Source organism: Arthrobacter sp. MDT1-48-3 (genome assembly GCF_054511015.1).
The window spans coordinates 515,062-538,898 of record NZ_JBTNDL010000002.1; the positions used below are offsets into that span (position 1 = coordinate 515,062).

The window sequence follows — 23,837 nt, forward strand, 5'->3', positions numbered from 1 at the left end:
ACACCATTGCCCCTGTTCCTCCGGTAAGGACCACGATGGACCCATTCAGCGCCCACCTCGACAAGGGGATCCTGTGGCTGCGGTGGAGGCGCGGTGTCGAGATCACCCATCCTCACGCTGTCGCCGCCGCTCGCGCCCTGGCCGAGTTCCACGGCCCGGCAACACTGCCGCTGCTGGTGCACATGCACGGCATCACCGGCATCACCCCCGAGGCACGCGTCGGCATGGCCGCCTACCGCGGCTTCTCGAGAGTGGCACTCGTGGGTGAGGACGCCGTCGACGAGGTGATGTCCGGCTTCTCCCACCGCTCCCCCACCGACACGCGCTTCTTCACCTCCGAGGCGGAAGCGGTCGCCTGGCTGCTCAACGGAAGCTCCGTCCGGCAGGGTCTCACGCCGGCCCCACGCGACTAGGACACGACGGGCGCGCAGCGCCACGGCACGCCGGCCCCACGCGACCAGGACACGACGGGCGCGCAGCGCCACGGCACGCCGGCCCCACGCGACCAGGACACGACGGGCGCGCAGCGCCACGGCACGCCGGCCCCACGCGACTAGGACACGACGGGCGCGCAGCGCCACGGCACGACGACGCACCGGATCCGCGGCACGACGGCGTCCGGATCCGTCGCAGGACATCCTTCCCACATCGCGGAACGGCAGCCATGGACAGCAGTGTCGCGCGCGTGCTGCGCCGGGCGGCACAACGCACCCCTGGGCGTTGACCGCCCTGCAGGCCGGGTGCCACAGTGACAAACATGAGTACCGGAAACAACGAGATCCAGGTCAGCAACAACGAGGACGAGAGCCGCTACACGGCGAGCCTCGACGGGGAACCGGCGGGCGTCGCCGTCTACGAACGCTCCGGCGACACCATCGTCTTCACGCACACTGTCGTGGACGAGGACGTCGAGGGCCACGGAGTGGGCAGCACCCTGGTCCGGTACGCGCTCGACGACGCCCGCACCCAGCACCTCACGGTGGTGCCGAGGTGCGAGTTCGTCGCGGCCTTCATCGCCGACCATCCCGAGTACCAGGACCTCGTCGGCTGACCCCCCGGAGCTTCCGTCCGTCCCGGCGTGCGCAGGCGGGTTCTCCCGGACTAGGCCGCACCTCGGACCTCATGGCCCAGCGCCACATCGATCAGCACCTCGGCCGCCTGCCGCGCCTGGACCGCCGCGTCGACGGTGCCGGCGATCGCCGCCGTCGTCTGTGCGCCTTCGGCGAGGATCGACAGTTGTGGTCCGAGGTAGGGCGGTGCGCCCGCGTCCTCGGCCAGCTTCCCCACGTACTCCTGGAACGACTCCTTGTGCTGCCGTGCGTAATCGGCAACGTCAGGACTCACGGCGCCGAGTTCGGCGAAGCTGTTCACGAAGCCGCAGCCACGGAAGGAGTCCTCGCCGAACCACTGCGCGAGGTAGTCGAAGATCGCGAGCAGGCGGGCGCGCGGCGTCGGAGCCTGCCGCACCGTCGCGTCCAGCCCTTCGGCCCAGGACCGGTGCCGGCGCTCGAGGACGGCCATGACGATGCTCCCCTTGGACGGGAACTCCTGGTAGAGCTTCTTGAGCGAGACACCCGCCGCTGCGCGCAGTTCGTCCATGCCGACGGCCTGGATCCCCCGCGCGTTGTAGAGCTCGTCGGCGCTCGCCACGATCCGTGTGCGGGCCTCGGAAATATTCATGAAGCCATTCTACTTGAATGGAGAACGATCGTTCTATACGATGTGATCACCGAGAGAGAACGAACGTTCTCTCCGCTCGAGACAAGGACCAGGAACATGGGCTTCATCAAGGTCGGCACCGAGAACACCACGGACATCGAGCTCTACTACGAGGACCACGGCACGGGCCAGCCCGTCGTTCTGATCCACGGCTATCCCCTCGACGGCGGCTCGTGGGAGAAGCAGACCGCCGCCCTCCTGACCGCCGGATACCGCGTCATCACGTACGACCGCCGCGGCTTCGGGAAGTCGAGCAAGCCCACCACCGGCTACGACTACGACACGTTCGCAGCCGATCTCAACACCGTGCTCGAGACGCTCGACCTGCACGACGCCGTCCTCGTCGGCTTCTCGATGGGGACCGGGGAGGTCGGTCGCTACATCGGCACCTATGGGGAGTCGAGGATCGCGAAGGCGGTCTTCCTCGCCTCGCTCGAACCGTTCCTCCTCCAGACCGACGACAACCCGACCGGCGTCCCCTCGACCGTCTTCGACGGCATCCGCAGCGCGGCCATCGAGGACCGCTACGCCTGGTTCACCAACTTCTACGACGACTTCTTCAACACCGACAACTTCCTCGGCAACCGCCTCAGCGAGGAAGCACTGCGCAACGCGTGGAACGTCGCCTCGGGGTCGTCCTGGTACGCGTCGTTCGCCGTCGTCGACTCCTGGCTCACCGACTTCCGCTCCGACGTCGAGAAGGTCACCGTGCCTGCGCTGATCGTGCACGGCACCGATGACCGCATCCTGCCGATCGACGCGACGGGGCGCGAATTCACCAAGCGCCTCCCCTCCGCCGAGTACGTCGAGATCGAGGATGCACCGCACGGCATGCTCTGGACCCACGGCGCCGAGATCAATGAGGTCCTGCTCCGCTTCCTCGCCAAGTAACCCCACCGCACTGCGGGCGCCGGTCCCCGGACCGGCGCCCGCAGTGTCTCCGGACGCCGATTGTGGAACGGTTCCCCGCGACGCCCGTCGATAGGGCGAATCGGGATCAGCGGAGCTCGGCGGCCTGCCGCCGGAGGTGGGCATGGAGTCCGCCATAGGCGTCGACGGCGGGGAAGAGCGCCTTGGGTGCCTTCACGACGACGCTGTAGTTGGCGTCGACCGCGTTGGCGATCGGGGCGAGCGCGGTCTGCGTCAGGAGCTGGTAGGCGTCGAGGTGGTGCAGCCCGAAGAGTTCGCCGAACCACCGCACCATCTCGAGTTGGCCGATACGCCACGAATCCTCCATGGGCCGGGAGGACCCGACGGCCATCCAGTGGTAGTCGGTCTCGAGCCGCGGCCAGGACGGCGCCCCGCCCTTGATGAGTTCCACGATGATCGTCGAGTGCATGGCGCCCTCGACGGCGGTGCCGCAGGCCTCCCCCTCGCCCTGGCGATAGTGTCCGTCGCCGATGGAGAACAGCGCACCCTCGACGTTCACGCCGAGGTAGACCGTGGTGCCGGGCTTGACGTCCGGCGCGTCCATGTTGCCGCCGAACCGCTCCGGTACGAGCGAGGAGCGCACCTCACCCCCGGGCGGCGCGACGCCGACGGTGCCGAGCATCGGCTCGAGCGGGAGCGCCACCTCGAAGTCCCCGAGCCGCGACTGGAAGCCGACCGTCCGGCGCTCGGTGTCGACCTGGTAGATCCACGTGATGTCCGGCAACGGCTCCTGCAGGGTGGCGGTGCGGTCGGTACTGGTCAGCCCTCCGAAGAACGGGATGGTGGCCGAGGCACCGTACGAGCGGGCCGGCGTGAGGTCCACGATGTGCAGCGCGAGGGTGTCACCGGGTTCGGCGCCCTCCACGTGGAACGGGCCGGTCTGCGGATTGATGAAGTTGAGGTCCACCTTCTCGCCGGACACGTCGTCCACCGAGGTCAGCGCATTGTTGAAGGCGTCCTCGGACCAGAGTCGGAGTGCGGTGCCGGGCCGGACGGTCAGCACGGGTGCGCTGCCACCGAAGGTGTACACGAGCTGGTCCCGCCGAGGGTGGTACTCGATGATCTCCATGACCGGATGCTACGGGGCGGCCCCTGCCCGGACAAGGGCCGGGACCACCCCGCGGCCGGCCGGGTCACCTCGCGACGGAGAGGGAGGAGAGCAGGTCGTCGAGACGCTCGTAGCCTTCGTTGACGCCGGCCTCCATGCCGCTGCTGATCATCGCGTCACGCGCCTCCACAGCGAGGAACACGGAACGCCCGGAGCATCTCGTCCGCCCGTCGCCGAGGTCCTCGAACGTCATGCTCTCGAGGCTGACATGGTGCGGCGCGCCGTCGAACTCGAACGTCTGGATGATCCGTTCCGGCGCGATCACGGTGTGGAAGATGCCGCGGAAGCCGTAGGCGTTGCCTTCGCCGTCGCGATGTGTGTAGGCATAGATGCCGCCTGTCACGGCGTCGAAGTCCACGATCTCCGTGGTGATGCGGTGCGGGCCGAGCCACTGCCGCACGAGGTCCGGCTCGGTGAACGCCCGGAAGACGAGGTCCCGCGGGGCGTCGAACTCGCGGACGATGTCGACGAACGGCTGGTCCGGTTGCGCGGCGATGGAGGTTGGATTGCTCATGATCGTTCCTTGCTGTGCTGGTCCTTCAGGGTCGAGAGGACGCCGTCGAGCCGTCGGTACTGCCGCTCGGCCTCCAGGCGATAGGTGTCGATCCAGCCCGTCAGCGCTTCGAGTGCGGCCGGATCGAGGTGGCAGGGACGGCGTTGCCCGTCCCGCGTGCGGGTGATGAGGCCGGCCTGCTCGAGCACCTGGATGTGCTTCGAGACGGCCTGCTTGCTGATCGCGAACGGCTCCGCCAGTTCGTTGACGGTGGCGGAACTGCGCGACAGTCGCGCGATAATGGCCCTTCGGGCCGGATCCGCGAGCGCCGAGAAGGCGGCATCGAGGGTGTCGTCCTCCATGATCCACCTCCTCGTTGATCAACCATTTGGTTGATTACATCAGTGTAGGACCGGGCCTTGCCGTCCACAAGGCTTCTGCTGCCGGAGGATGCCGTCGTCATCACCCGCCCGGACGGCCTGCCCGGTGCAGCTCCTACAGCGCCGGTGGGACAGTCGAGGCACCCCTGCGGACCGGCGCCGGAACGGCGAGCGCCAGGTCCTGCGTGATCGGCGTGGAGCGGAAGCCCCTGGTGATCAGCCACACGCCCAGGGAGAACTCCCAGAGCGCGAGCAGGAGTGCGCCGAGCCCGGACAGCAGGGACACCGGCCCCCAGAGCCCGAACAGCAGCCCTGCCACGGACGCCACCAGCAGCGGTGCTCCGAGGAATCCGAGTACCGGGAGGATGCGGGGCACGAGCCTCGACCGGTACATCAGCGATCCCAGCAGCAGGGCGTTCACGGCCGGGAGGAAACCCTGTCCGAGGGCCGTGGTCCAGGTGTGCAGGGCGAGCAAGGCCTGGCCTGTGACCAGCGCGTCGTCTCCCGCCCCGGCCTGCCGGAGGCTGACGATGGCGAGGAGCGCGACGACGCCGGCGAAGATCGTCGCGGCCTCCAGCACCCGCACGGCGACGAACCCGAGCGCGACCCCTTCGTTCTGCCGCCTGATTACCGGGTACAGGGCGACGCCTGTTCCGATGCAGGCGAGGGCGACGATGATCTCGAGGACGCCGCCGACGATCACGGAGGTGTCCGGGCCGGGGCCTGCGATGTAGCCGGGGTCCGATCGCACCGGGCCGTAGAGGGCGAGCGTCGGGATCGAGACGAACGTGATCAGATAGAGCACCCCCGCGGTGAGCGAGGTCTTGCGCAGGGAGCTCAGTGGCGCTCGTCGCGCAGTTGTTCCGGGCTGGTGGGTGGTCATGGCGTGTTCTCCTGGGTCGGTTGTCCGGGTGGGGTGGAGGCGTCGGCCTGGGAAGCCGGCCCCGCGGACCGGATCCGGACGACGGACACCAGCGGCAACCCGGTGTCGCGTACTTTCCGGAGCAGGCCGTGCAGGCCGGCCTGGTCGGTCGGCGGACTGCGGAGGACGGCGGTGCCGTCCTCCTCGTTGGTCAGCGCGACGACGTCGAACCAGGCGATCCAGCGGGAAGCCAGATGCCCGGTGAGCCGGATCTCGAAGCATCCGGAGCCGTCGTGCCGTCCGATGGATTCCTCGCTCATGGCATTCCCTCCGCATCGTGTGACCGGACCGGCCTCGGCACGTTCTGTCGTCCTGATCGAACGGTAGGGGGAGACCTGATGAGCGCGCGTCACCACATGTGGTGAGAGCCGTGGTGATTTGCTCGTCGCCGCGTGGGCCGGAGGCGCATGGGCAGCGCCCACGTAGGCCGGAAGCTCGTGGGCCGGAGGCGCATGGGCAGCGCCCGCGTAGGCCGGGCCGGCTAGCGGCCGGTGGAGTGCACGATCAGGTCCAGTTCTCTCGCCCGGCGGACCGCTGCACGGCGATTGGTCACGCCCAGCTTGGTGTAGATGTGCCGTGTGTGGGTCCGCAGGGTATTCAGGGACACCATGAGTTCCCGGGCGATGTCCGGACCGTCGAGGTCCGTTCCGAGCAGCCGGAGGACCTCCAGTTCCCGATCGCTCAGGGGTTCGATCAACCCCGGATTCCCGGGGGCGGCCTGGTCGACGTCGTCCCCGCTCGCGAGCAGGCGGCGGAGCTGGACCGACGACGGCTGCTGCTTCGCGGCAGCCCTGAGCAGGGAGGCCATCGGGGCGCCCTCGTCGAGGAAGACCCGGACGTGACCCTCCGGCCCGGCCAGCGTCAGGGCCCGCTGCAGTGGTGCGAGCGCGGCGGCAAGGTCACCCCGCAGGTGCTCCGCGGATGCCTGCAGCACGAGGATCTCGATGATGCTGCCGGTCCGCCCACCATCCTCCGCCGCGTCGAGGAGCCGCCCCAGCAGTCGGGTGGCCTCGTCGAGGGGGTGTACCGAGCCCTCCGCCGTGGATCGGGCCAGCAGTACCCGGGCGAGGGTGATGTGCTCGAACTCGCGGATGTAGCTGAGCTCGTCGTCCGGCGACAGACCGCGGTCCCGCACCCACCCGAGCGCATCGCCCACCCGTCCCTGCGCTACCCGGATCCGCGCCTTGAGCGCCGCGACCGGCCGCACGTCGGGGAAGTAGTCGCCGACGTAGAGCCGCTCCGCCGTGTCGAGCAGGTCGAACGCGCCGGCGAGGTCTCCTTCCGCTTCCCGGATCCGTGCCATCGCGACGCGGCGGCGGTACAGGTTCTGCGGCAGCTCGCTGCCGGCGCCCAATTCCTGGCTGCGCGCCAGGTGCCGGGCCGCTCCCTGCAGGTCGCCGCGCTCCCGGCAGATCCCGCTCAGGCCCACGTACATGTCGGCGGTTCCGCGGAGCACCGGATCACGCCCGGTGGCAGCGTTCGCCAGGGCCTGTTCGTAGGTGCGCATCGCGTCGTCGAGGCGGCCCTGGGCGAGCCGGATGTCCGCCAGCGCAATCGCGCATCCGAAGGTGTCCGCGACATGGCCGGCGCGGTACAGGCCGGCCATGCTGTCCGCGTACACGCCGTGGGCCGCCTCGAGCTGCCCGGTCCCCCAGTAGGCGAGCCCCAGCAATCCGCGTGCGGCGGCACGGCTCAGGTGGTCGTCCGTCGGCGCGAGGGCGAGCGCATGCCGGGCATGCCCGATCGTCCCGGCGATGTCGCCTACACCGAGTGCCAGCGCCGCACGGTACACCGCGATCGTCTCCGGAAGGCGGCGGAACTGCTCGGGATCGACGACGACCATCGCGGGCCCGACGTCGGCCGCGGCAGTGGCCGACGGATCCAGCCGGCGCTCGACGTCCTGCAGCCGGGCCTCGACTCCCCCGATCTCACCACCGACGAGCAGCGCACCGGCCAGGCCCACGCCGAGCACCGGCCTGCAGCGGACCATGTCATCGGGAAGCACCGTCGACCAGGCGCGCAGCAGGGCCTCCTGCCGGTCCTGCCGGATCGCGGGGACCGCCCGTTCGATCAGGTCCGCGGCCCGTTCGACATCTCCGGCTGCCAGGGCATGGCGGATCGCGTCGGCCGCCGCCCCGTTCTGCTCGTACCAGGTACTCGCCCGCCGATGCAGGCCCGGGAGCTCCTCACCGCGCTCCTCGACAAGGCGCGCCTGCAGGACATCCGCGAAGAGCTGGTGATAGCGGTACGACTGGCGGTGGTTGTCCAGCGGCACCAGGAACAGGTTCGCCCGTTCCAGCGCGGCCAGGCGGAGCCTGCCGTCGTCCTGCCCCGTGACGGCGTCGCACAGGGGTCCGTTCAGCCGTTCCAGGACGGAGGTCCGGAGCAGGAAGCCCCGGACGTCGTCGGGTTGGTTCTGCAGGACCTCCTCGGTCAGGAAATCGACGATGTAGCGGTCGTCCCCGGCGAAATCGGCGATGAACGCGGTGGGGTCCTCCCGGCCCTGCATCGACAGTGCGGCGAGCTGGAGTGCCGCGATCCACCCCTCGGTACGGGTGCCAAGTGCTGCCACGTCCTCGACGCCCAAGCCGAGGCCCATGGACCCGTTGAGGTACGACGCGGCCTCGCTCCCGGTGAAGCGGAGGTCGGCGGCGCGGAGCTCGAGCAGCTCGCCCCGTGCCCGCAGCCTCGCCAGGGGCAGCACCGGATCGGCCCGCCCGCCGAGGACGAGGTGCACGTGCGGAGGCAGGTGGGCCACCAGGAAGGCGATGCCCTCCAGGATCTCCCGGGCCTCGATGACGTGGTAGTCGTCGAGGACCAGGACGACGTCACCGGAGACGGCGCGGAGGTCGTTGAGGAGGGTGCCCAGCACGACGTCGGTGGGTGGCTGCGCCGATCCGAGCAGCGAGAGCGCGACGGCGCCGACGCCGCTGGATGCCGTCTCCAGCGCAGTGACGAGGTAGGTCCAGAACCGTGCGGGATCGTTGTCGCCCTGGTCGAGCGAGAGCCACGCCGTCGACCAGCCGGCGGCGGCGAGGGACTCGAGCCAGCCGGCCAGCAGCGTCGTCTTGCCGAACCCTGCCGGAGCCGACACGAGCGTGAGCGTGCACTCCGTGCCACGCTCCAGGAGCCCGTCCACCCTCGGACGCTCCGTCACGCCGCGACGTCGGAGGGGGACGCGCAGCTTGGCGTCGAGAAGCGGTCCCGCCATGGTCGTGTTCCTTCCCCGAGGATTCCTTCGGCCGGACGGCCCCGGCCACGGGTTCCGGTCCCGACGGCCGCCGGCGCTCGCCGCCCGGCGTCGACCGTCTGCACGAGCCGCGGCCGGACAACCGCCGCCCACCTCGAGACTAGCGCGGGAGAGGTGATGGACGTCCCACCGGCTCGGGCATCGCCGGCTCGCGCAGCTTGTCGGGATTGCGCACGAGGTAGACACTCGCGATCCTGCCCCGGCCGTCCACCGCCACGCCGACGGTCAGCTCCAGGCGGGTACCGGAACGGATGAGGATCCCCGGGCCACCGTTGAGCGGACCGATGACCACGGTCAGGTCCGGCGTCGGCGTGAGCGCGATCCTCAGCAGGAATGCCGCGATGGCCCCTGCTCCCACGATCGGCTTGCGGGCCGCGACGACCTTCCCGCCGCCGTCGGACAGCAGCACGGCGTCCGGGGCCAGGACGTCCATTAACGCCTGGAGGTCGCCCGTCGCGACGGCGTCGAGGAAGGCAGTGAGCGCCAGGGCGGTGTCCTCGGCGACCGTCGGCGTTCGGTCGCCGGCCGTGAGCCGCGTCCGGGCCCGGAGGGCGATCTGCCGGACCGCCGCCTGGGTCTTGCCGACCGCCTCGGCGATGGCAGGATAGGGCAGCCCGAAGACGTCCCGGAGCAGGAAGACCGCCCGCTGCTCCGGTGTGGCCTGCTGGAGCAGTACGGACAGCGCATAGGTCAGCTGCTCCTCCATCAGGAGTCGCTGCTCCGGACCCTCGCCGTCGGTCACCAGGGGCTCAGGCAGCCACGGCCCGGGGTAGTCCTCCCGGCGCCGGGCCACCGTCCGCAGCGCATTGAGGGCGGTCCTCCCGGCGATCGTCGCGAGGTACGCCTTCGGTGACCGGATCCCGTCCAGGTCCACCCCCGCCCAGCGCAGGTAGGTCTCCTGGACGACGTCGTCGGCATCGGCACGCGTGCCGAGGATCTCGTAGGCGATGGCGAAGACCATCGACCGGTGCGTCGTGAACAGCTCGTCCTGCTCCGTCGAAGGGGCCACGTCCCTCAGCCTACGGGCAGGCGCGGGCCCGCCTGCCACCGGTAGGAACCCGGTGTCGAAGCCTCCCCCGCAAGCCAGGCCACGGTCATCCTGCAGATCTGCTCCTTGGTCCACCCGCCGGCCCGTCCCGCCAGCGCCCAGGGGCGGGGCGAGTCATCAGGACGCACGAAGCGCACGTGCCCCTGCCCCGACCCGAGGTCGAGGCATTGGAGGACGTACCCCAGGTCGATCGCCGACGGTTCGCGGCCGCCGAGGCGGGCGAGCACGGAGTCCGCGGCATGGGCGCCGAGCGGGAGGGCCGTCGCGCACGAAGCCCGCAGGTGCGCAGCGGCCGGTCCTGCCACGGAGACGGCGTCACCGGCCCCCAGGATGCGGTCGTGCCCGGGCACCGTGAGGGTCCCGTCGACCAGCAGTCGTCCGTCGCCGGTCAAGGGGAGCCGGCTGTCGGCGGCGAGGGACGGTACGACGAACCCGGCCGTCCAGATCGTCGCGGGGGCCGCCGGGCGGCTTTCCTCCCCCGTGGTGATCGCTCCCGTCATCCGGTCGACCGTCCCGCTCTCGACGGCGATGCCCAGGCGCCGGAGGCGGCGGCCCACGGCGGGATGTCCCGTGAGCGGATGCACCGGGCCCGACGGCGACACGATGGTGATGTGCAGGTCGGGCCTCGCCAGTGCGACCGCGCAGGCCACCTCGACGCCGGTCGGACCGGCCCCGGCCACCGTGACGGCTGATCCCGGGCGGAGCTCGCCGATCGCCGTGCGGGTGGCGCGTGCCGCCTCGGGATTGGTCACCGACAACAGGGACGTCGATGTCTCGCCGCTGCCCACCGCGTACACCAGCCAGTCGAAACTCAGGGGCTCCCGGCCCGCCAGCCCGATGCTGCGTCGGTCGGCGTCGATGCGGAGCGCCTGGGCCGGCAGGTGGCGTACCCGGGGGTTCAGCACGTCCATCCAGGGCACGTCCGCCGATGCCCGCCGGCCGGCACCGAGCTGGTGCAGCCGGATCCGCTCCGTGAACCCGGGTGCGGGGTCGACCAGGGTCACCTCGAGGGGAATGTGTGCACGCCTGCTCCCCGCCAGCCGGTTCGCCGCCATCACCCCGGCATAGCCGCCGCCGACCACCACTGCACGTACCGTCCCGGACATGATGCCTCGCTTCCTCAGGAATTGCTGACACCGACAAGACACCGGCCACCGCTGCTTTGTGACACCCGCCCGGAGAGGTCCCGATCGCCGAAGCGCGGGCTCAGCCCGGGGTGGTGCCAAAGCGCCGGGCGGCTCCCCCGAAGTACACCTCCACCTCGTGCACCAGGCCGTCGCGCACACGGCTCGCCTCGACGTTGCGGTAGGTGCGGCCGTCGACGTCGTACTCGTACCGGTGCAGGACGACGCCGCCGACCTCGGTGAGCTGAAGGGTCACCGCCGGCCTGTCGAAATGATCCGCCGACGGGAAGCACCGCTCCAGCCAGGCGTCCTTGTCGAGGTGGTCGTCCTGCGGGCTGGTGAAGTCGAAGCCGTCCGCCATCAGCGACTCCGCTGCGGCCCGGTCCTGCTCCTGGAATGCGCGGACGAACCGCCGCACGGTCTCCTGGGGTGTGAGGTCCATGCACCGATCCTCATCGGCGCGGGCACCCCTGTCCAGAGCACGGTGGAACGTCCTGCCCGGCCGGGACCGGCGGCGCCGTCCAGCGGCGGTGCCGTCCACCGGTGCCGTCCACCGGTGCCCTCCAACGGCGCCCTCCAACGGCGCCGTCCAGCGGCGGTGCCGTCCAACGGTGCCCTCCAACGGCGCCCTCCAATGATGCCCTCCGGCCTCGGCTCAGGCACGCCCCTTCAGGATGAGCTTCCAGTAGACCTGCGGCAGCACGACCCGCTCGAGGATGTAGGTCAGCCGCCGCTCGCGGGCGAGGTTGTCCCAGCCGGGCACCGTGGGCATCGGCGAGTACTTGTCGTCGAACTCGGAGAACACCACGGTGTTGCGGCTGACCACGAAGGGGCACGCCGAGTAGTGGTTGTACTGCATGGTGGGCTTGCGGCCCCTGAGCACGGCCTTGAGGTTCTTGGCGAGGACCTTCGTCTGCATCCGCAGAGCCGCTCCGGACTTCGAGTTGAGCGTCGACGCCGCGTCCCCGAGGGACCAGATGTCGGGGAAGCGCGGATGCCGCAGGATCACCGGGTCCACCTCGACGAAGCCTCCGCGGCTGCCGGGCGCCGGCAGGTCCGTGGTCTTGAGCCACTCCGGCGCGGACTGCGGCGGCACGGCATGGAGGACGTCGTAGCGGATCGTCTCGATGGGACTGCCAGCGGGAGTGCCCGTGGGCGTGCCGATGGAACCGCCTGTGGAGCCGCCCGTGGAGCCGTGAGCGCCGGTCGAGCCGTCGGGAGAAGGCCGGAGGACCACCGTCCGGGCCTCCGGGTCCACGGACGCGAGTTCGGTGCTGTACCGGACCTCGATCCCGTACTCGTCGATCTTCCGGGTGAGTTCCTCGTCGATGATGTCCATGCCGAAGATCGTCGGCGTGGACACCACGAGGACCACCCGGATGTCCTTCAGGACGCCCGTGCGCCGCCAGTAGTCGCACGCGAGGTACATGGGCTTCTGGGCGGCACCGTCGCAGGAGGCGGGTCCCGGCGGCTGGGTGAAGACCACGGTGCCGCTCGTCAGTTCCCGGAAGAGCTTCCAGGCCTTCGGAGCGAGCTCGTACTCGTAGTTCGATCCCCCGTACGGGCCCTCCATGGCGTCCTTCAGCCCGGGGATGGCCGCCCAGTCGTTCTGGATCCCCGGACAGACGACGAGGTGGTCGTAGGTGACGGCCGAACCGGATTCCAGCAGGACGGTCTTCGTCCCCGTGCTGACGTCGGTGGCTTTGTCCTGGATCCAGGTGACGCCCCTGGGCATCACGGCGGACTGCAGCCGCACGGCGTCGAAGGCATCCGCCGTGCCGCCGGCGATGTGCGAGAAGAGCGGCTGGTAGAGGTGGCGGCTCCTCGGCTCGATCACCGCGATGTCCTTCACCCGGTAGCGGTTCAGGCGCCCGGCCAGGGACACGCCGGCGTTGCCTCCACCGATGATGAGCACCTGGTGGTGGCGTTTCTCGCCGGGAGCAGGGACGACCGGGACCGTGGATCGTGCCGGCCGGGTGCTCGTGCTGGAACCGATGGCAGCTACCTCTTCTGTTCGCCGTGCGCGGCATGTCCTCCGACAGTACTCCGAGGCACCGACGCACGACAGGGAGCACCGGTCCGGGGTCAGCCGTCCAGCTGCCAGGCGCGCACCACCGAGGTGGATGCCCTCGAGGAGTCGGGGCCGGGGGCCGCGTCCGGGCTGCCGTGGGCGAGCGCGACGAGCAGCAGGTAGAACGTGATGAGCCAGAGACCGACGCCGACGCCACGCGTCGGACCGGGGGCACCGGGGAACCGCCGGCGCGCCGGCACACTCACCGGAGGAGGAGATGCCGCCTCGCTCCGGGACCGGTTGCGCTCGAAGAGCTCGAGGTCGATCCGCGCCCGCCTCAGCTCCTGGCGCAACAGCTCGGCGGATTCCGCCGCCGGCTGCGCCCGGTCCTGCCGCGCGTCCTGCGCATCCCACGCGCGACCCGCCGCCTTCATCATCGTTGATCCCCCACCCTCCGATCGTAGGTCGGCAGGGTGGGCGACGACCCTCAGTATTGGGGCAGGATCGCCGCACAGCCGGCTTCCATCGAGCTGCCCGGTCGTGGCCGGGCCGCCCCGCGGAGCCGTCCGGCATCGTGAGGCGGCGGACGACGACGCACGGGCACTCCCCGCCGCGGTTCAGTCCCGCGCGTACCGCGTCACGAAGGCACGGAGGATGGCCTCCGGCTGGTCCACCACCGAGGCGCGCGCCCGCTCCATGTACTCGTCCGCCTGGTCCGGGGGGAAGTATCCGGCGTGGCGGTAGGTGCTGATCCGGCCCACGAGCGCCTCGACGTCCAGTTCCGGATGGAACTGCGTCGCGAAGACGTTCTCCCGCACGCGGAACATCTGCACGGGGCACGTGTCCGACGACGCCAGCAGCACCGCCGATTCCGGCAGCGTCCTGCACGCCTCCTTATGTCCAACGTAGGCGGCGAACGACGTCGGCAGACCTGCCAGCAGGGGGTCGGCCGCGCCGTCCGCGGTCAGCGTGACCTCGATGGCACCGATCGGCTCCGCATAGGTGGAGTCGATGACGGCTCCCTGGTGCCTGCCGAGGGTGCCGACGCCGTAGCACGCACCGAAGAAGGGGAAGTCCGCCGCGACCACGCGGTCCAGCAGCCCCCCGAGCTCGCGTTCCACCCGCAGCTGCACGGCACTCTTCGACTCCTCGGGATCCGACGAGTTGAAGGGACTGCCCCCGAGGAAGATGCCGGAGTAGTCGGCGAGGTCCAGCTCGGGCAGGGGCCCGGCTTCGAGGCGGATGCGCCTCAGGTCCTTCCCGGCGAGGCCACCGTAGCGCAGGAAGCTCACGTATTCGGCGTCGGCCGCGTAGTTCTCGGCACGCGTGGCCAGCAGGAGAAACGGTTTCACCCTCCGATGCTACTGGCCCCCGAGCTCCACGGTTCCGCCGTCGGACCGTGCTTGTGCTCCTCCGGCCAGGCGTGCCCGGAAGGGGACACCGTCAGGGCCCGTGACGCGGTAGCCGGACGCGGAGCGGGACACACGGAACCCGCCCTCGACCCCCGCGGGCGTGACCACGCGCGCCGCGCTGCCGTCGGCGGCACCGGGGTACACGGTGACGAGCGGGTCGTCGAGGTAGTCGTAGTCGGGTCGGTGGTCGGTGCTGCCGGTGACGAGGACCGCCCCCTCCCGCACCCAGAGCGGCAGGCTGTCGAATGCGTGGGTCTCACGCCGCCAGCCTCCTCCCGCGACCACCTCGCCCGTGAGCAGGTGCGTCCAGGTCCCCGCGGGGAGGTAGTACTCGACCGCGCCGTCCGCCGAGAACACGGGAGCCACGAGCAGGTCGGGGCCGAGCATGTACTGCCGGTCCAGGTGCGCGACGGCGGGGTCCTCCGGGAAGGCGAGCTGCATGGGTCGCATGAACGGCGTGCCCGTCGCATGGGCCTGGGCGCCGACGGCGTAGAGGTAGGGCATGAGGGACAGCTTCAGCCGCGCGAAGGCCCGTGTGACCTCGACGGCGCTCTGGCCCTCGGGCTCGTCGCCGGTGTCGAAGGCCCACGGGACGCGGTAGCTCGTGGAGCCGTGCAGGCGCGAGTGGCTCGAGAGCAGGCCGAAGGCGACCCACCGCTTGAACACCGCGGGATCTGGTGAGCCCTCGAACCCGCCGATGTCGTGGCTCCAGTACCCGAAGCCGCTGAGCGCGAGGGAGAGCCCGCCGCGCAGCGTCTCCGCCATGGACTCGAACGACGACGAGTTGTCGCCTCCCCAGTGCACAGGCATCTGCTGCCCGCCGGCGGTGGCGGAGCGGGCGAACAGGACCGCCTCGCCCTGCCCGCGGACCTCCTCGAGGACGTCGAAGACGGCGCGGTTGTAGAGCTGGGGATAGAGGTTGTGCATGGTCTCCGCGGGGGTGCCGTCATGCCACTGCACCCCCAGCGGGATGCGCTCACCGAAGTCGGTCTTGATCGCATCGACGCCCTGGCCGAGCAGGGTGCGCACCTTGTCCTGGAACCACGCCGTCGCACCGGGGTTCGTGAAGTCCACGAGGCCCATGCCCGCCTGCCACATGTCCCACTGCCATACCGTGCCGTCCTCGCGCCGCACGAGGTAGCCCTCCTGGGCCGCCTCGTCGAAGAGCTTCGACCGCTGGGAGATGTACGGGTTGAGCCAGGCGCTGACCCGCAGCTCCTTGTCGTGCAGCCGCTTCAGCATGCCCACCGGGTCGGGGAAGACCCGCGGATCCCACTCGAAGTCGGTCCAGTTGAACTCCCGCATCCAGAAGCAGTCGAAGTGGAAGACGCTCAGCGGGAGGTCGCGCTCCGCCATGCCGTCGACGAAGCTCGTCACCGTCGCCTCGTCGTAGTCGGTGGTGAAGCTCGTGGACAGCCACAGGCCGTAGGACCAGGCGGGCACCAGTGCGGGGCGACCGGTCAGGCGCGTGTAGCGCTCGAGGATGTCCGCCGGCGTCGGCCCGTAGATCACGAAGTACTCGAGCACCTCCCCCGGGACCGAGAACTGCACGCGCTCGACGGACTCGGAGCCCACCTCGAAGGAGACGTGCTCGGGGTGGTTCACGAGGATGCCGTAGCCGCGGTTGGTCAGGTAGAACGGCACGTTCTTGTAGGACTGCTCGCTGGAGGTGCCGCCGTCGGCGTTCCAGATGTCCACCGTCTGCCCGTTCTTCACGAGGGGACCGAAGCGCTCCCCCAGCCCGTAGACCAGCTCGCCCACACCGAGGGAGAGCTGCGCGTGCAGGTACGACGGCGAGGGCGCGCGTCCCGTGGGCGCGACGCCCGCGACGCCCACCGGTTCGGTGGTGACGGGTGCGTCGGGTGCGAGGCCCATGCGTCCGACGGACTTGTGCCCGCTCGAGGTGAGCGTCCGGCCGTCGGCCTCGAAGGACAGGTCCCACGGGGCTCCGTGGGGGATCCGTGCCGTCAGCGGACCCGCCACCAGGGTGCCGCCGCCGTCGTCCGTCGCGGCCGTGGCCGTGGTGGTCCCCCCGTGCGCACCGACGAGATCGAAGCCGCGGTGCGGGCTGTCGCCGCGGTGGTTCTCGATGCGCACACCGATGATCCCGTCGAGCGGGCTGCTGAGCGTGACCGTCAGCAGCGCCCGGTTGAGCGTGTCGCCGCGCCGCTCGATGACCTTGGTGGGGGCCGAGACCACGAGGCGCCGGCCGTCCGCCACCTCGATGTCGTAGGCCTCCTGCGCGTACTGTGCATCGACGCCGGGGCGGACATGCCAGAATCCGTCGGTGAATTTCATGGTTACTTGACTGCTCCTGCCGTGATGCCCCGGGTGAGGGTGCGCTGGAAGATGAGGAAGAAGATCAGGGTGGGAAGGAGCCCGAGGAGGGCGGAGGCGCTGGTGGTGGTGACGTCCATGAGGCGGTCGCCCTGCAGGACCGTGATCGCCACGGGGACGGTCTGGTTGTCGTTGCCCACGAGGAACGTCAGCGGGATCAGGAACTCGTTCCAGGTCCAGATGAAGAAGAAGATCAGCAGCACGCTCAGGGTCGGCCGCGAGATCGGGAAGATCACGTGCCACAGGATCTGCCAGCGGCTCGCGCCGTCGAGTGACGCCGCCTCCAGCAGCTCCTTCGGGAAGGTGCCGTACACCGAGGCCAGGAGATAGGTGCCGAACGCGCTCTGGATGACGGTGAAGATGATGATCACGGCCCACTGGCTGTCGTAGAGGCCCACCTGCCGGAACATGAAGTACAGCGGGTACAGCAGCACCTCCTGCGGCAGCATGTTGGCGAGCAGGATCAGCAGCACCAGCCAGGTCCGGCCCCGCACGCGTCCGATGCCCAGGGCGAAGGCGTTGAACATGGAGATCCCGACGGCGAGCACCGCCACCACGGAACTGATGAAGAAGCTGTTCCAGAGCTTGCGCGGGAAGTCGACGCGCTCCCAGAACGCGGTGATGCCGTCGAAGTAGAGCGACGACGGGAGCGAGAGCGGCCCGCCGGAGGCGTAGTCCGTGGGTGACTTGAACGAATTGGCGAGGATGAGCAGGAACGGGACGGCGATGAGCAGCCCGATCAGCACGGCCACCGCGAGGATCACCCAGTCGCCGGCGGTCTTGCGTGCCCGCCCGCTGCGTCGTCGCTGCCGCGGCGGTTCCTGGACCGCTTCACGTGCGGTCTTCCCTGCTGTGGTCTCGGTGATGGCCATCAGCGTGCCTCCTCGCTGCGTTCGAGCCTCGTCTGCACGAGGACGAAGAGAATGCTGACGACGGCGATGACGACCGTCAGCGCGGTGGCGATCGTGGCGCCGTAGCCCACCTGCTGGGACTGGAAGAACTCGCTGTAGGCGTAGTAGGCGGGGACGATCGTCGAGCTGCCGGGTCCTCCGCCGGTCAGCGCGTAGATGGGACCGAACACCTTGAGTGCGGCGATGGCGCACGTGAGGGTGACCACGAAGATCTCGGGCCGGATGATGCTGACGGTGATGGCCCGGAAGCGCTGGAACCAGTTCGCGCCGTCGAGCTCCGCGGCCTCGTACAGTTCTGGGTCCACGCGCTGCAGCGCCGCCATGAAGATCACCACCGGGTAGCCCAGCTGCACCCAGACCATGATCACCATGATGCTGGGGAGTGCCGTCTCGGGGCTGCCCAGCCAGTTGCTCTGCAGGCCGCCCAGCCCGACGGCGGCGAGCACCTGGTTGAGGGCGCCGTTCTCGGGCCGGAGGATCCAGCCGATCACGATGGCCGCGATGACACCGGGCAGGATCTGCGGCAGGTAGTAGGTGGCGCGGAGGAAACTCGCCACGCGGCCGCCGAACTTCCGGCCGATCAGGTCGAACAGCATCGCGGCGAGGACGAGGCCCAGCAGCGTGGGCACCACCACCATCGCGACGATCATGGCCACGGAGTTGCGGAACGAGGTCCAGAACGTGGTGTCGCCGAAGAGCTCCACCCAGTTCTCGAGGCCGATGAACTCCGGCGGGCGGATACCGCGGTACGAGGTGAAGGTCAGGTAGACGTTCCACAGCAGCGGGACCACGATGATGAGCGTGAGCAGGGCGAGGCCGGGCAGCAGGTAGAACCAGAAGGAACTGCTACGGGAGCCGGGGATGAGGCTGGGGGTGGCGGTGGAGCGCTGGGCGCGCTCCTTCGACCGGGTTGCGATCGCCATGGGCTTGCACCTTCCGAGGGCGGGGACAGGCGGGGTGCCGTCCGCGCCGCCGGTCCGGGAACGGGGACCGGCGGCACGGACGGATGCGGGGAACTAGCCGACGATGTCGTCGACGCCGCTCTGGTACTGCCCGCCGACCTGCTCCTGGAACTCCTCCGGCGAGATCGTGCCGTTCAGGAGCTCCTGGAGGCCTGCGTTCAGCTCGTCGTAGAAGGTGGGCGTGGGCCAGTCGGGATAGAAGGCGATGCCGTCCTTCTCGGTGAGCTGGTTGAAGTTCGCGATGAGTTCCGAGCTCTTCTCGTCCGTGATGTCGGCCGGGTCGGCGGCGACGGGGACGCCGCCGTTGTTGCCGATGAGGTTCTGGATCTCGGGTCGCATGGTGATGTCGATGAACTCGTAGGCGAGCTCCTTGTTCGCGGCGTTCTCCGGCACGGCCCACATGTTGCCCGCGGATCCCGGCGCGAGCTCCGCCTCGGGGAAGAGGAACGTGCCCCACTCGAAGCCCGTGGCCTCGGTGGTGAACCGGTTGTGCCACCAGCTGCCCGAGAAGAAGATCGGGTTCGTGCCGTTGATGAACGCCGTTCCGGCGTCCTCCGCCGTCGAACCCGTGGCGTTGGTGGAGATGTAGCCCTTGTCCGTCCAGTCCTTGACCGTCTCCGTGGCGAAGGACACCTCCTCGCCCTGCCAGTCCACCGGGTTCGTGTAGAGCTGGTAGTCCTCGACCCAGCCGCGGTCAGCCTGCGTGAGGGCGAGCTGGTACCAGAGCTGGCCGAGCGGGTACTCGGCCGCCGACTCCGCCATGGGCGTGACGCCCTGGTCGGTGAACGCCTGCATCACGTCCTCGAACTCGTCGAGCGTGGTGGGGACCTCCAGGCCGGCCTCGGCGAACATGTCCTTGTTGTAGTAGACCTCGACGAACTCGCCGTAGTTCGGGACGCCGAACCAGCTGCCGGAGCCCATGATGCCCTGCTCGTCGTACTTCGCCGTGGTCTGCAGGGACGGGGCGAGCTTGTCGTCCCAGCCGTACTCCTCCACGGCGTCGTCGAGGTTGCTCAGCAGGCCCTGGCTGGACAGCAGGCCTGCTGTGGCGTTGCCCTTGTTGTACTCGAGGAGGTCCGGGGCCTCGTCCGAGTTGAGCACCTGGCTCGCCGTCGAACGGATCTGCTCGAAGCTGCGCTCCTCGAACTCGACCGTCGCGCCGGTCTCCTCCTCGAAGATCTTAATGGCCTCGGTCCAGGCGATTCCCATGGCGCTGGTCTCGCTCTCGAAATGCCACAGCTTGAGGGTGTCGCCCTCACCGCCGGATCCGGTGTCCGAGCCGGAGCCGGAGCAACCCGACAGGGTGAGTGCGGCGGCCGTGAAGGCGGCCCCCAGGATCAATCTGCTCTTGTTCATGCCTACTCCCTTGTAGTGGTCGTCCGTCACGGGGACGGGCGGATCTTATCGAAACGTTTCGACGAACGGCCATGGAGTGCCGCGTCGGGTGGAACCGATGGGTGGATGGCGCCGGCGCTAGCTGCCCGGGCGGGGTGCCGCGACCGAACCGTGGTCGCGGTATTTCGGCGCGACGAGTTCGACGCGCGGTTCGACGGTGCCGTCGAGCTGCTGGACCGCCAGCTCGACCGCACGGGTACAGGAGTCCGCCGGGATCAGCGGAATGGCGTCCAGCGGTGGCGTGAAGCCGGACGTATCGAAGGTGGGCACCCCCGCTATGACCGAGAGATCGTCCGGGACGGACAGCCCGCGCGCCGCGATGGCCTCGAGCACCGCCTTGTGGACGCCCTCGTCGGCGTGCACGACGACACCGGTGGGTGCCGGATCAGCGTCCAGGACGCCGGCCAGCGCGGTCCGGACGTGGGGCGCATCCTTCTCCACCATCGAGAAGGATGCACGGACGCCCCGTTCCGCCGCCCTGCGCAGGAAGCCGTCGCGGAACCGCATCGGGAAGTTGGATCCGCGTTCGTAGACCATCGGGGGATGGCCGAGAAGGGCCAGCGACCGGTGCCCGGCGTCGACCAGCCGGTCCACCGCCAGTGCTGCGGCGGCCTCGAAGTCGAGGTCCACGCAGACCAGCCCCTCCGTGTCCGCCGGCACGCCGATGAGCGCTGCGGGGACACCGAGCGAACGCACGAGGTCCGCACGCTCGTCATGCAGGGAGACGTCCAGGACGATGATCCCGTCCACGAGCCTGCTCGAGGAGACCCGGTGGAGGCCGTCGGTCGCTTCGTCCTCGGTCAGGAGGAGGACGTCGTAGTCGTACTTCCTCGCCGCCGTCGCCACTGCCAGCACGAATGCCATGTGCGCCGGCGCGTAGGTGTCGCTCCTCAGGGGTGCCGTGAGGGCGAAGATGCGCGTCCTCGTCCCGGCCAGCATCCGACCGGCGGCATTGGGCATGTAGTCGAGTTCCCGCACCGCCTCGTCGATGCGCCGGCGGGTCTTCTCGCCGATGGGCCGCTTGCCGCTCAGCGCGTAGGAGACGGTACTGATGGACACACCGGCGACGCGGGCGACGTCGTGGATATTGGCCATGCCGACTCCGATGTCTGCTGGTGCGCGGGCCGGAGGAGATCCTCCGGCTGCCGGTCGTCTAAACGTTTCGACGACCGGTTGCCAGTACGCTACGTCACATTCCTGCTCCCGACAAGGGGTTTGTCGAAGAAGGGAACAAAGGTGTCCGGCGCGAAACGGGAACAGGCCACCGGGGAATCCCGATGGCCTGTTCCGTCGATGCTGTCGGGTGTGTGCCGGATCAGCGGCGCGCTCCGGCGGCGTCCGGCAGTTCGATGTCCAGTTCGGACAGCTCCCGGGCCACGCGGTCGAGGTCGACCTTGAGGATCTCGACCGGCCCGGCACTGTGCCGCCCGTGGGACGGCTGCACCGCGACGACCTCGGACTCCCCCGCCGCGCCCTGCCGTACGGTGTCCCCGCCCCGACGGGAAGCGACCCCGGAGCCGGCTCCGGCCTGCGCTCCGGCCTGCGCGCCGGCCGCGACTCCTTCTGCCGGCGCACCGGCGACGGCGGGCGTGGTGCCTGTTGCCGCAGGTGACATCGACGCGGCAGGACCGGCGGGAGCGGCCTGGGCGAAGTCGACCGTGCGGCGCAGCGGCGTCTCCCTGATGAAGAGTACGCAGACGAGCCCGAGGACCGCGATGACCGCCGTGATCAGGAAGATCATGGCCGTGCTGTCCCCGTAGGCGGCCCGCACGATGTCGGCGATAGGGGCAGGGAGGTCGACGAGGTCGAGTGATCCGCCTGCAGCTCCGCCGGTGACGGGGATGCCGGCCGCGGCGAGGCCCTCGGTGGTCTTGTCCTCCACCTGGGTGCCGAGGATCGCGCCCAGCACCGCGACGCCCGCCGCTCCGCCCATCGAGCGGAAGAAGGCCACGGAGGCGCTCGCGGAGCCGATGTCCTTGACCGCCACGGTGTTCTGGACCGCGAGGACGAGGTTCTGCAGCATGAGCCCCAGGCCGAGGCCGAACACGAAGGTGTAGATGCCGACGAGCCACAGTTCCGTCAGGTGGTCGATGGTGCCGGCGAGGCCCAGGCCCGCGATGAGGAACAGGGCGCCCGCGATGAGGTACCTCTTCCACTTGCCGTACTTGGTGACGAGCTGTCCCGCACCGATGGAACCGATCAGGTTTCCGGCGATCATCGGGAGCGTGAGCAGGCCGGCCTCGGTGGGCGTGGCGCCGCGGGCCACCTGGTAGTACTGGCCCAGGTAGCTCGAGCTGGCGAACAGGGCGATGCCGACCGCGATCGAGGCGATGATCGCCAGGGCCGTGGTGCGCTCGGAGATGATCGTGAGCGGGATGATGGGCTCGGCCACCTTCGCCTCGACGACGAGCAGGAGGGCCAGCAGGATCACGCTGCCACCCACCATCAGGGCGCTCTCGCGGGAGAACCACTCGTAGTAGCCCTCCTTGCCGGCGAAGGAGACCCAGATGAGGAGCAGGCTCACACCGGCGGTCAGCAGGATGGAACCGAGCCAGTCGATCCGTGCCTTGCGGCGCGTGTCGGGGAGCTTCAGGGTGACCTGCAGCAGCACCAGGGCGATGATCGCGAGCGGGACGCAGACGAAGAACGTCCAGCGCCAGCCGAGCGGCGAGTCCACGATGAAGCCGCCGAGCAGCGGTCCGCCGGCGGTGGCGACGGCCATGACGCCGCCCATGTAGCCGGAGTACCGGCCGCGCTCACGCGGCGCGATGATGGTGCCGATGATGGCCTGCGCGAGGGCGGTGAGGCCACCCATGGCGATGCCCTGGATGACGCGGGCGGTGAGGAGCAGCGGGATGGTGTGGGCGAATCCCGCGAGCACCGAGCCTGCGACGAAGATGACGATGCTGACCTGCACCAGGACCTTCTTGTCGAACAGGTCCGAGAACTTGCCCCAGATCGGGGTGGTCGCTGCGTTGGCGAGCAGCGCGGCGGTGATGACCCAGGCGAAGTCCGTCTGGGAGCCGTTGAGGTCGCTCATGATCGTGGGCAGCGCGTTCGCCACGATGGTGCTGCTCAGGATCGCCGTGAACAGGCCGGCGAGCAGGCCCGTGAGGGCCTGCAGGATCTGCTTGTGGCTCATGGGCTCGCTGCTGCGGTGGTGGGCGGCGTCGGCCGGCTGCCGTACAGCGGCTTCGGCGACCTTCGCCTCGGTGGGATGGGTGGCCATCAGAGTTCTTCCTTCGGAGTCTCGGACGCGGGGTCCAGGTGGTGACGGCCGTCGTTGCCCGTGCGGTGTGCGGTGGTGCGGAGTGGATCCTGAGGGACGGGGTGTGCCGGCCCGCCAGGGTGCGAGGCTGCGGAGCGGAGGGCGGCCGTGAGGTGACGTACGGACGACGACGCCGCCTCGGCTTCGCTCTCGGTCCAGTCGGAGAGGATCTCCCGCAGTGCCTCGGCCCTGTGCTCATAGGTCTCGGCGAGGTACGTCCGGCCCTCTCCCGACAGCGAGAGCAGGCAGGCCCGCCCGTCCAGCGGGTCCGGGGTGCGGACCACGAAGCCGAACTGCTCGAGGTCCGCGAGCTGCCTGCTCAACGCGGATGGTCCGATACCGAGCCTGCCCGCGAGCGCCGAGGCGCGCATCGGGCCGCCCTCCCCGATGAAGAACAGGACGCCGGTGTGGGCCGGTCCCAGCTCGGAGTACTTCATGGCGGCAGCCGTCACTCCCCGCAGCGCGCGCTGCAGGTCGAAGATGTTGTGCACCAGCTCTGCAGCCGTGTGCTGCGCTACCGACATGTGGAACTCCTGGCCTCATATACTTCGTTGCTCTAAGTAACTG

General features: G+C 69.7%; 23 protein-coding genes. 3 read left to right on the forward strand and 20 right to left on the reverse strand.

Features of this window, described 5'->3' with window-relative positions; all coding sequences use genetic code 11:
• The first annotated feature begins 35 nt into the window (after window positions 1-35).
• Both ACX80L_RS07235 and ACX80L_RS07240 read left to right on the forward strand, forming a co-directional pair.
• Window positions 36-413, forward strand: a complete 378-nt coding sequence (locus tag ACX80L_RS07235; protein WP_133082837.1) for a SpoIIAA family protein — start codon at window positions 36-38, stop codon at window positions 411-413.
• 344 nt (window positions 414-757) lie between these two features.
• Window positions 758-1,051 (forward strand): GNAT family N-acetyltransferase, encoded by a 294-nt coding sequence (locus ACX80L_RS07240; protein WP_208739221.1) that lies wholly within the window; start codon window positions 758-760, stop codon window positions 1,049-1,051.
• A gap of 50 nt (window positions 1,052-1,101) precedes the next feature.
• Here the strand turns inward: ACX80L_RS07240 and ACX80L_RS07245 are convergent, their stop codons facing one another.
• Window positions 1,102-1,680, reverse strand: coding sequence for a TetR/AcrR family transcriptional regulator (locus ACX80L_RS07245; protein WP_459288682.1), 579 nt, complete (start codon window positions 1,678-1,680; stop codon window positions 1,102-1,104).
• 96 nt (window positions 1,681-1,776) lie between these two features.
• On the opposite strand from ACX80L_RS07245, the gene ACX80L_RS07250 reads away from it, so the two are divergent.
• Window positions 1,777-2,610, forward strand: coding sequence for an alpha/beta fold hydrolase (locus ACX80L_RS07250; protein WP_133082841.1), 834 nt, complete (start codon window positions 1,777-1,779; stop codon window positions 2,608-2,610).
• 106 nt (window positions 2,611-2,716) lie between these two features.
• On the opposite strand, the gene ACX80L_RS07255 is transcribed toward ACX80L_RS07250, so the two are convergent.
• The 19 genes from ACX80L_RS07255 to ACX80L_RS07345 all read right to left on the reverse strand — a co-directional run bounded on the left by ACX80L_RS07255 (window position 2,717) and on the right by ACX80L_RS07345 (window position 23,794).
• Entirely contained in the window at window positions 2,717-3,718 is a 1,002-nt protein-coding gene (locus tag ACX80L_RS07255; protein ID WP_459288684.1) for an acetamidase/formamidase family protein, read from the reverse strand.
• Window positions 3,719-3,782: 64 nt separating this feature from the next.
• A complete protein-coding gene (locus tag ACX80L_RS07260; protein WP_459288686.1) occupies window positions 3,783-4,271 on the reverse strand; it encodes an SRPBCC family protein in 489 nt (162 codons plus the stop codon).
• On the reverse strand, window positions 4,268-4,612 hold the full coding sequence (locus ACX80L_RS07265) for an ArsR/SmtB family transcription factor (protein ID WP_459288688.1): 345 nt from the start codon (window positions 4,610-4,612) through the stop codon (window positions 4,268-4,270). The genes ACX80L_RS07260 and ACX80L_RS07265 overlap by 4 nt, the downstream gene beginning before the upstream one ends.
• 133 nt (window positions 4,613-4,745) lie before the next feature.
• Entirely contained in the window at window positions 4,746-5,513 is a 768-nt protein-coding gene (locus tag ACX80L_RS07270; protein WP_459288690.1) for a DUF4386 domain-containing protein, read from the reverse strand.
• The gene (locus ACX80L_RS07275) at window positions 5,510-5,812 is read right to left on the reverse strand and encodes a hypothetical protein (protein WP_459288692.1); all 303 of its coding nucleotides are present in this window, start codon (window positions 5,810-5,812) and stop codon (window positions 5,510-5,512) included. Before ACX80L_RS07275 ends, ACX80L_RS07270 begins: the two co-directional genes overlap by 4 nt.
• A gap of 221 nt (window positions 5,813-6,033) precedes the next feature.
• On the reverse strand, window positions 6,034-8,763 hold the full coding sequence (locus tag ACX80L_RS07280) for a LuxR C-terminal-related transcriptional regulator (RefSeq protein ID WP_459288694.1): 2,730 nt from the start codon (window positions 8,761-8,763) through the stop codon (window positions 6,034-6,036).
• A 139-nt stretch (window positions 8,764-8,902) separates the two neighbouring features.
• A complete protein-coding gene (gene sigJ / locus ACX80L_RS07285) occupies window positions 8,903-9,811 on the reverse strand; it encodes an RNA polymerase sigma factor SigJ (RefSeq protein ID WP_459288696.1) in 909 nt (302 codons plus the stop codon).
• Window positions 9,812-9,816: 5 nt separating this feature from the next.
• Window positions 9,817-10,956, reverse strand: coding sequence for an NAD(P)/FAD-dependent oxidoreductase (locus ACX80L_RS07290; RefSeq protein ID WP_459288698.1), 1,140 nt, complete (start codon window positions 10,954-10,956; stop codon window positions 9,817-9,819).
• A gap of 100 nt (window positions 10,957-11,056) precedes the next feature.
• The gene (locus tag ACX80L_RS07295; protein ID WP_459288700.1) at window positions 11,057-11,416 is read right to left on the reverse strand and encodes a nuclear transport factor 2 family protein; all 360 of its coding nucleotides are present in this window, start codon (window positions 11,414-11,416) and stop codon (window positions 11,057-11,059) included.
• A gap of 213 nt (window positions 11,417-11,629) precedes the next feature.
• Complete coding sequence (locus tag ACX80L_RS07300) at window positions 11,630-12,889, reverse strand: NAD(P)/FAD-dependent oxidoreductase (RefSeq protein WP_459288702.1); 1,260 nt, start codon at window positions 12,887-12,889, stop codon at window positions 11,630-11,632.
• 170 nt (window positions 12,890-13,059) lie between these two features.
• The gene (locus ACX80L_RS07305; protein ID WP_459288704.1) at window positions 13,060-13,422 is read right to left on the reverse strand and encodes a hypothetical protein; all 363 of its coding nucleotides are present in this window, start codon (window positions 13,420-13,422) and stop codon (window positions 13,060-13,062) included.
• Between the two features lie 180 nt (window positions 13,423-13,602).
• Window positions 13,603-14,337 (reverse strand): glutamine amidotransferase, encoded by a 735-nt coding sequence (locus ACX80L_RS07310; RefSeq protein ID WP_459288706.1) that lies wholly within the window; start codon window positions 14,335-14,337, stop codon window positions 13,603-13,605.
• 9 nt (window positions 14,338-14,346) lie between these two features.
• Complete coding sequence (gene yicI / locus ACX80L_RS07315) at window positions 14,347-16,695, reverse strand: alpha-xylosidase (RefSeq protein WP_459288708.1); 2,349 nt, start codon at window positions 16,693-16,695, stop codon at window positions 14,347-14,349.
• A 2-nt stretch (window positions 16,696-16,697) separates the two neighbouring features.
• Entirely contained in the window at window positions 16,698-17,606 is a 909-nt protein-coding gene (locus tag ACX80L_RS07320) for a carbohydrate ABC transporter permease (protein WP_459288710.1), read from the reverse strand.
• Window positions 17,606-18,568, reverse strand: coding sequence for an ABC transporter permease subunit (locus tag ACX80L_RS07325; protein ID WP_133082862.1), 963 nt, complete (start codon window positions 18,566-18,568; stop codon window positions 17,606-17,608). Before ACX80L_RS07325 ends, ACX80L_RS07320 begins: the two co-directional genes overlap by 1 nt.
• Window positions 18,569-18,661: 93 nt before the next feature.
• Window positions 18,662-19,963, reverse strand: coding sequence for an extracellular solute-binding protein (locus ACX80L_RS07330; RefSeq protein WP_133082863.1), 1,302 nt, complete (start codon window positions 19,961-19,963; stop codon window positions 18,662-18,664).
• Between the two features lie 117 nt (window positions 19,964-20,080).
• Window positions 20,081-21,097 carry a LacI family DNA-binding transcriptional regulator gene (locus ACX80L_RS07335; protein ID WP_459288712.1) on the reverse strand — a complete coding sequence of 339 codons (1,017 nt, stop codon included), beginning with the start codon at window positions 21,095-21,097 and terminating at the stop codon, window positions 20,081-20,083.
• A 220-nt stretch (window positions 21,098-21,317) separates the two neighbouring features.
• On the reverse strand, window positions 21,318-23,231 hold the full coding sequence (locus ACX80L_RS07340; protein ID WP_459288714.1) for an MDR family MFS transporter: 1,914 nt from the start codon (window positions 23,229-23,231) through the stop codon (window positions 21,318-21,320).
• Complete coding sequence (locus ACX80L_RS07345) at window positions 23,231-23,794, reverse strand: MarR family winged helix-turn-helix transcriptional regulator (protein ID WP_133082865.1); 564 nt, start codon at window positions 23,792-23,794, stop codon at window positions 23,231-23,233. The genes ACX80L_RS07340 and ACX80L_RS07345 overlap by 1 nt, the downstream gene beginning before the upstream one ends.
• Between the last annotated feature and the right edge of the window lie 43 nt (window positions 23,795-23,837).

Coding starts and splice junctions, on each gene's coding strand:
- ACX80L_RS07240 (WP_208739221.1), top strand. CDS start 758: ATGAGTACCGGAAACAACGAGATCCAGGTCAGCAACAACGAGGACGAG.
- ACX80L_RS07325 (WP_133082862.1), bottom strand. CDS start 18,568: ATGGCGATCGCAACCCGGTCGAAGGAGCGCGCCCAGCGCTCCACCGCC.
- ACX80L_RS07345 (WP_133082865.1), bottom strand. CDS start 23,794: ATGTCGGTAGCGCAGCACACGGCTGCAGAGCTGGTGCACAACATCTTC.
- ACX80L_RS07250 (WP_133082841.1), top strand. CDS start 1,777: ATGGGCTTCATCAAGGTCGGCACCGAGAACACCACGGACATCGAGCTC.
- yicI (WP_459288708.1), bottom strand. CDS start 16,695: ATGAAATTCACCGACGGATTCTGGCATGTCCGCCCCGGCGTCGATGCA.
- ACX80L_RS07320 (WP_459288710.1), bottom strand. CDS start 17,606: ATGGCCATCACCGAGACCACAGCAGGGAAGACCGCACGTGAAGCGGTC.
- ACX80L_RS07245 (WP_459288682.1), bottom strand. CDS start 1,680: ATGAATATTTCCGAGGCCCGCACACGGATCGTGGCGAGCGCCGACGAG.
- ACX80L_RS07255 (WP_459288684.1), bottom strand. CDS start 3,718: ATGGAGATCATCGAGTACCACCCTCGGCGGGACCAGCTCGTGTACACC.
- ACX80L_RS07330 (WP_133082863.1), bottom strand. CDS start 19,963: ATGAACAAGAGCAGATTGATCCTGGGGGCCGCCTTCACGGCCGCCGCA.
- ACX80L_RS07305 (WP_459288704.1), bottom strand. CDS start 13,422: ATGATGAAGGCGGCGGGTCGCGCGTGGGATGCGCAGGACGCGCGGCAG.
- ACX80L_RS07295 (WP_459288700.1), bottom strand. CDS start 11,416: ATGGACCTCACACCCCAGGAGACCGTGCGGCGGTTCGTCCGCGCATTC.
- ACX80L_RS07335 (WP_459288712.1), bottom strand. CDS start 21,097: ATGGCCAATATCCACGACGTCGCCCGCGTCGCCGGTGTGTCCATCAGT.
- ACX80L_RS07340 (WP_459288714.1), bottom strand. CDS start 23,231: ATGGCCACCCATCCCACCGAGGCGAAGGTCGCCGAAGCCGCTGTACGG.
- ACX80L_RS07280 (WP_459288694.1), bottom strand. CDS start 8,763: ATGGCGGGACCGCTTCTCGACGCCAAGCTGCGCGTCCCCCTCCGACGT.
- ACX80L_RS07265 (WP_459288688.1), bottom strand. CDS start 4,612: ATGGAGGACGACACCCTCGATGCCGCCTTCTCGGCGCTCGCGGATCCG.
- ACX80L_RS07260 (WP_459288686.1), bottom strand. CDS start 4,271: ATGAGCAATCCAACCTCCATCGCCGCGCAACCGGACCAGCCGTTCGTC.
- ACX80L_RS07235 (WP_133082837.1), top strand. CDS start 36: ATGGACCCATTCAGCGCCCACCTCGACAAGGGGATCCTGTGGCTGCGG.
- ACX80L_RS07275 (WP_459288692.1), bottom strand. CDS start 5,812: ATGAGCGAGGAATCCATCGGACGGCACGACGGCTCCGGATGCTTCGAG.
- ACX80L_RS07270 (WP_459288690.1), bottom strand. CDS start 5,513: ATGACCACCCACCAGCCCGGAACAACTGCGCGACGAGCGCCACTGAGC.
- ACX80L_RS07290 (WP_459288698.1), bottom strand. CDS start 10,956: ATGTCCGGGACGGTACGTGCAGTGGTGGTCGGCGGCGGCTATGCCGGG.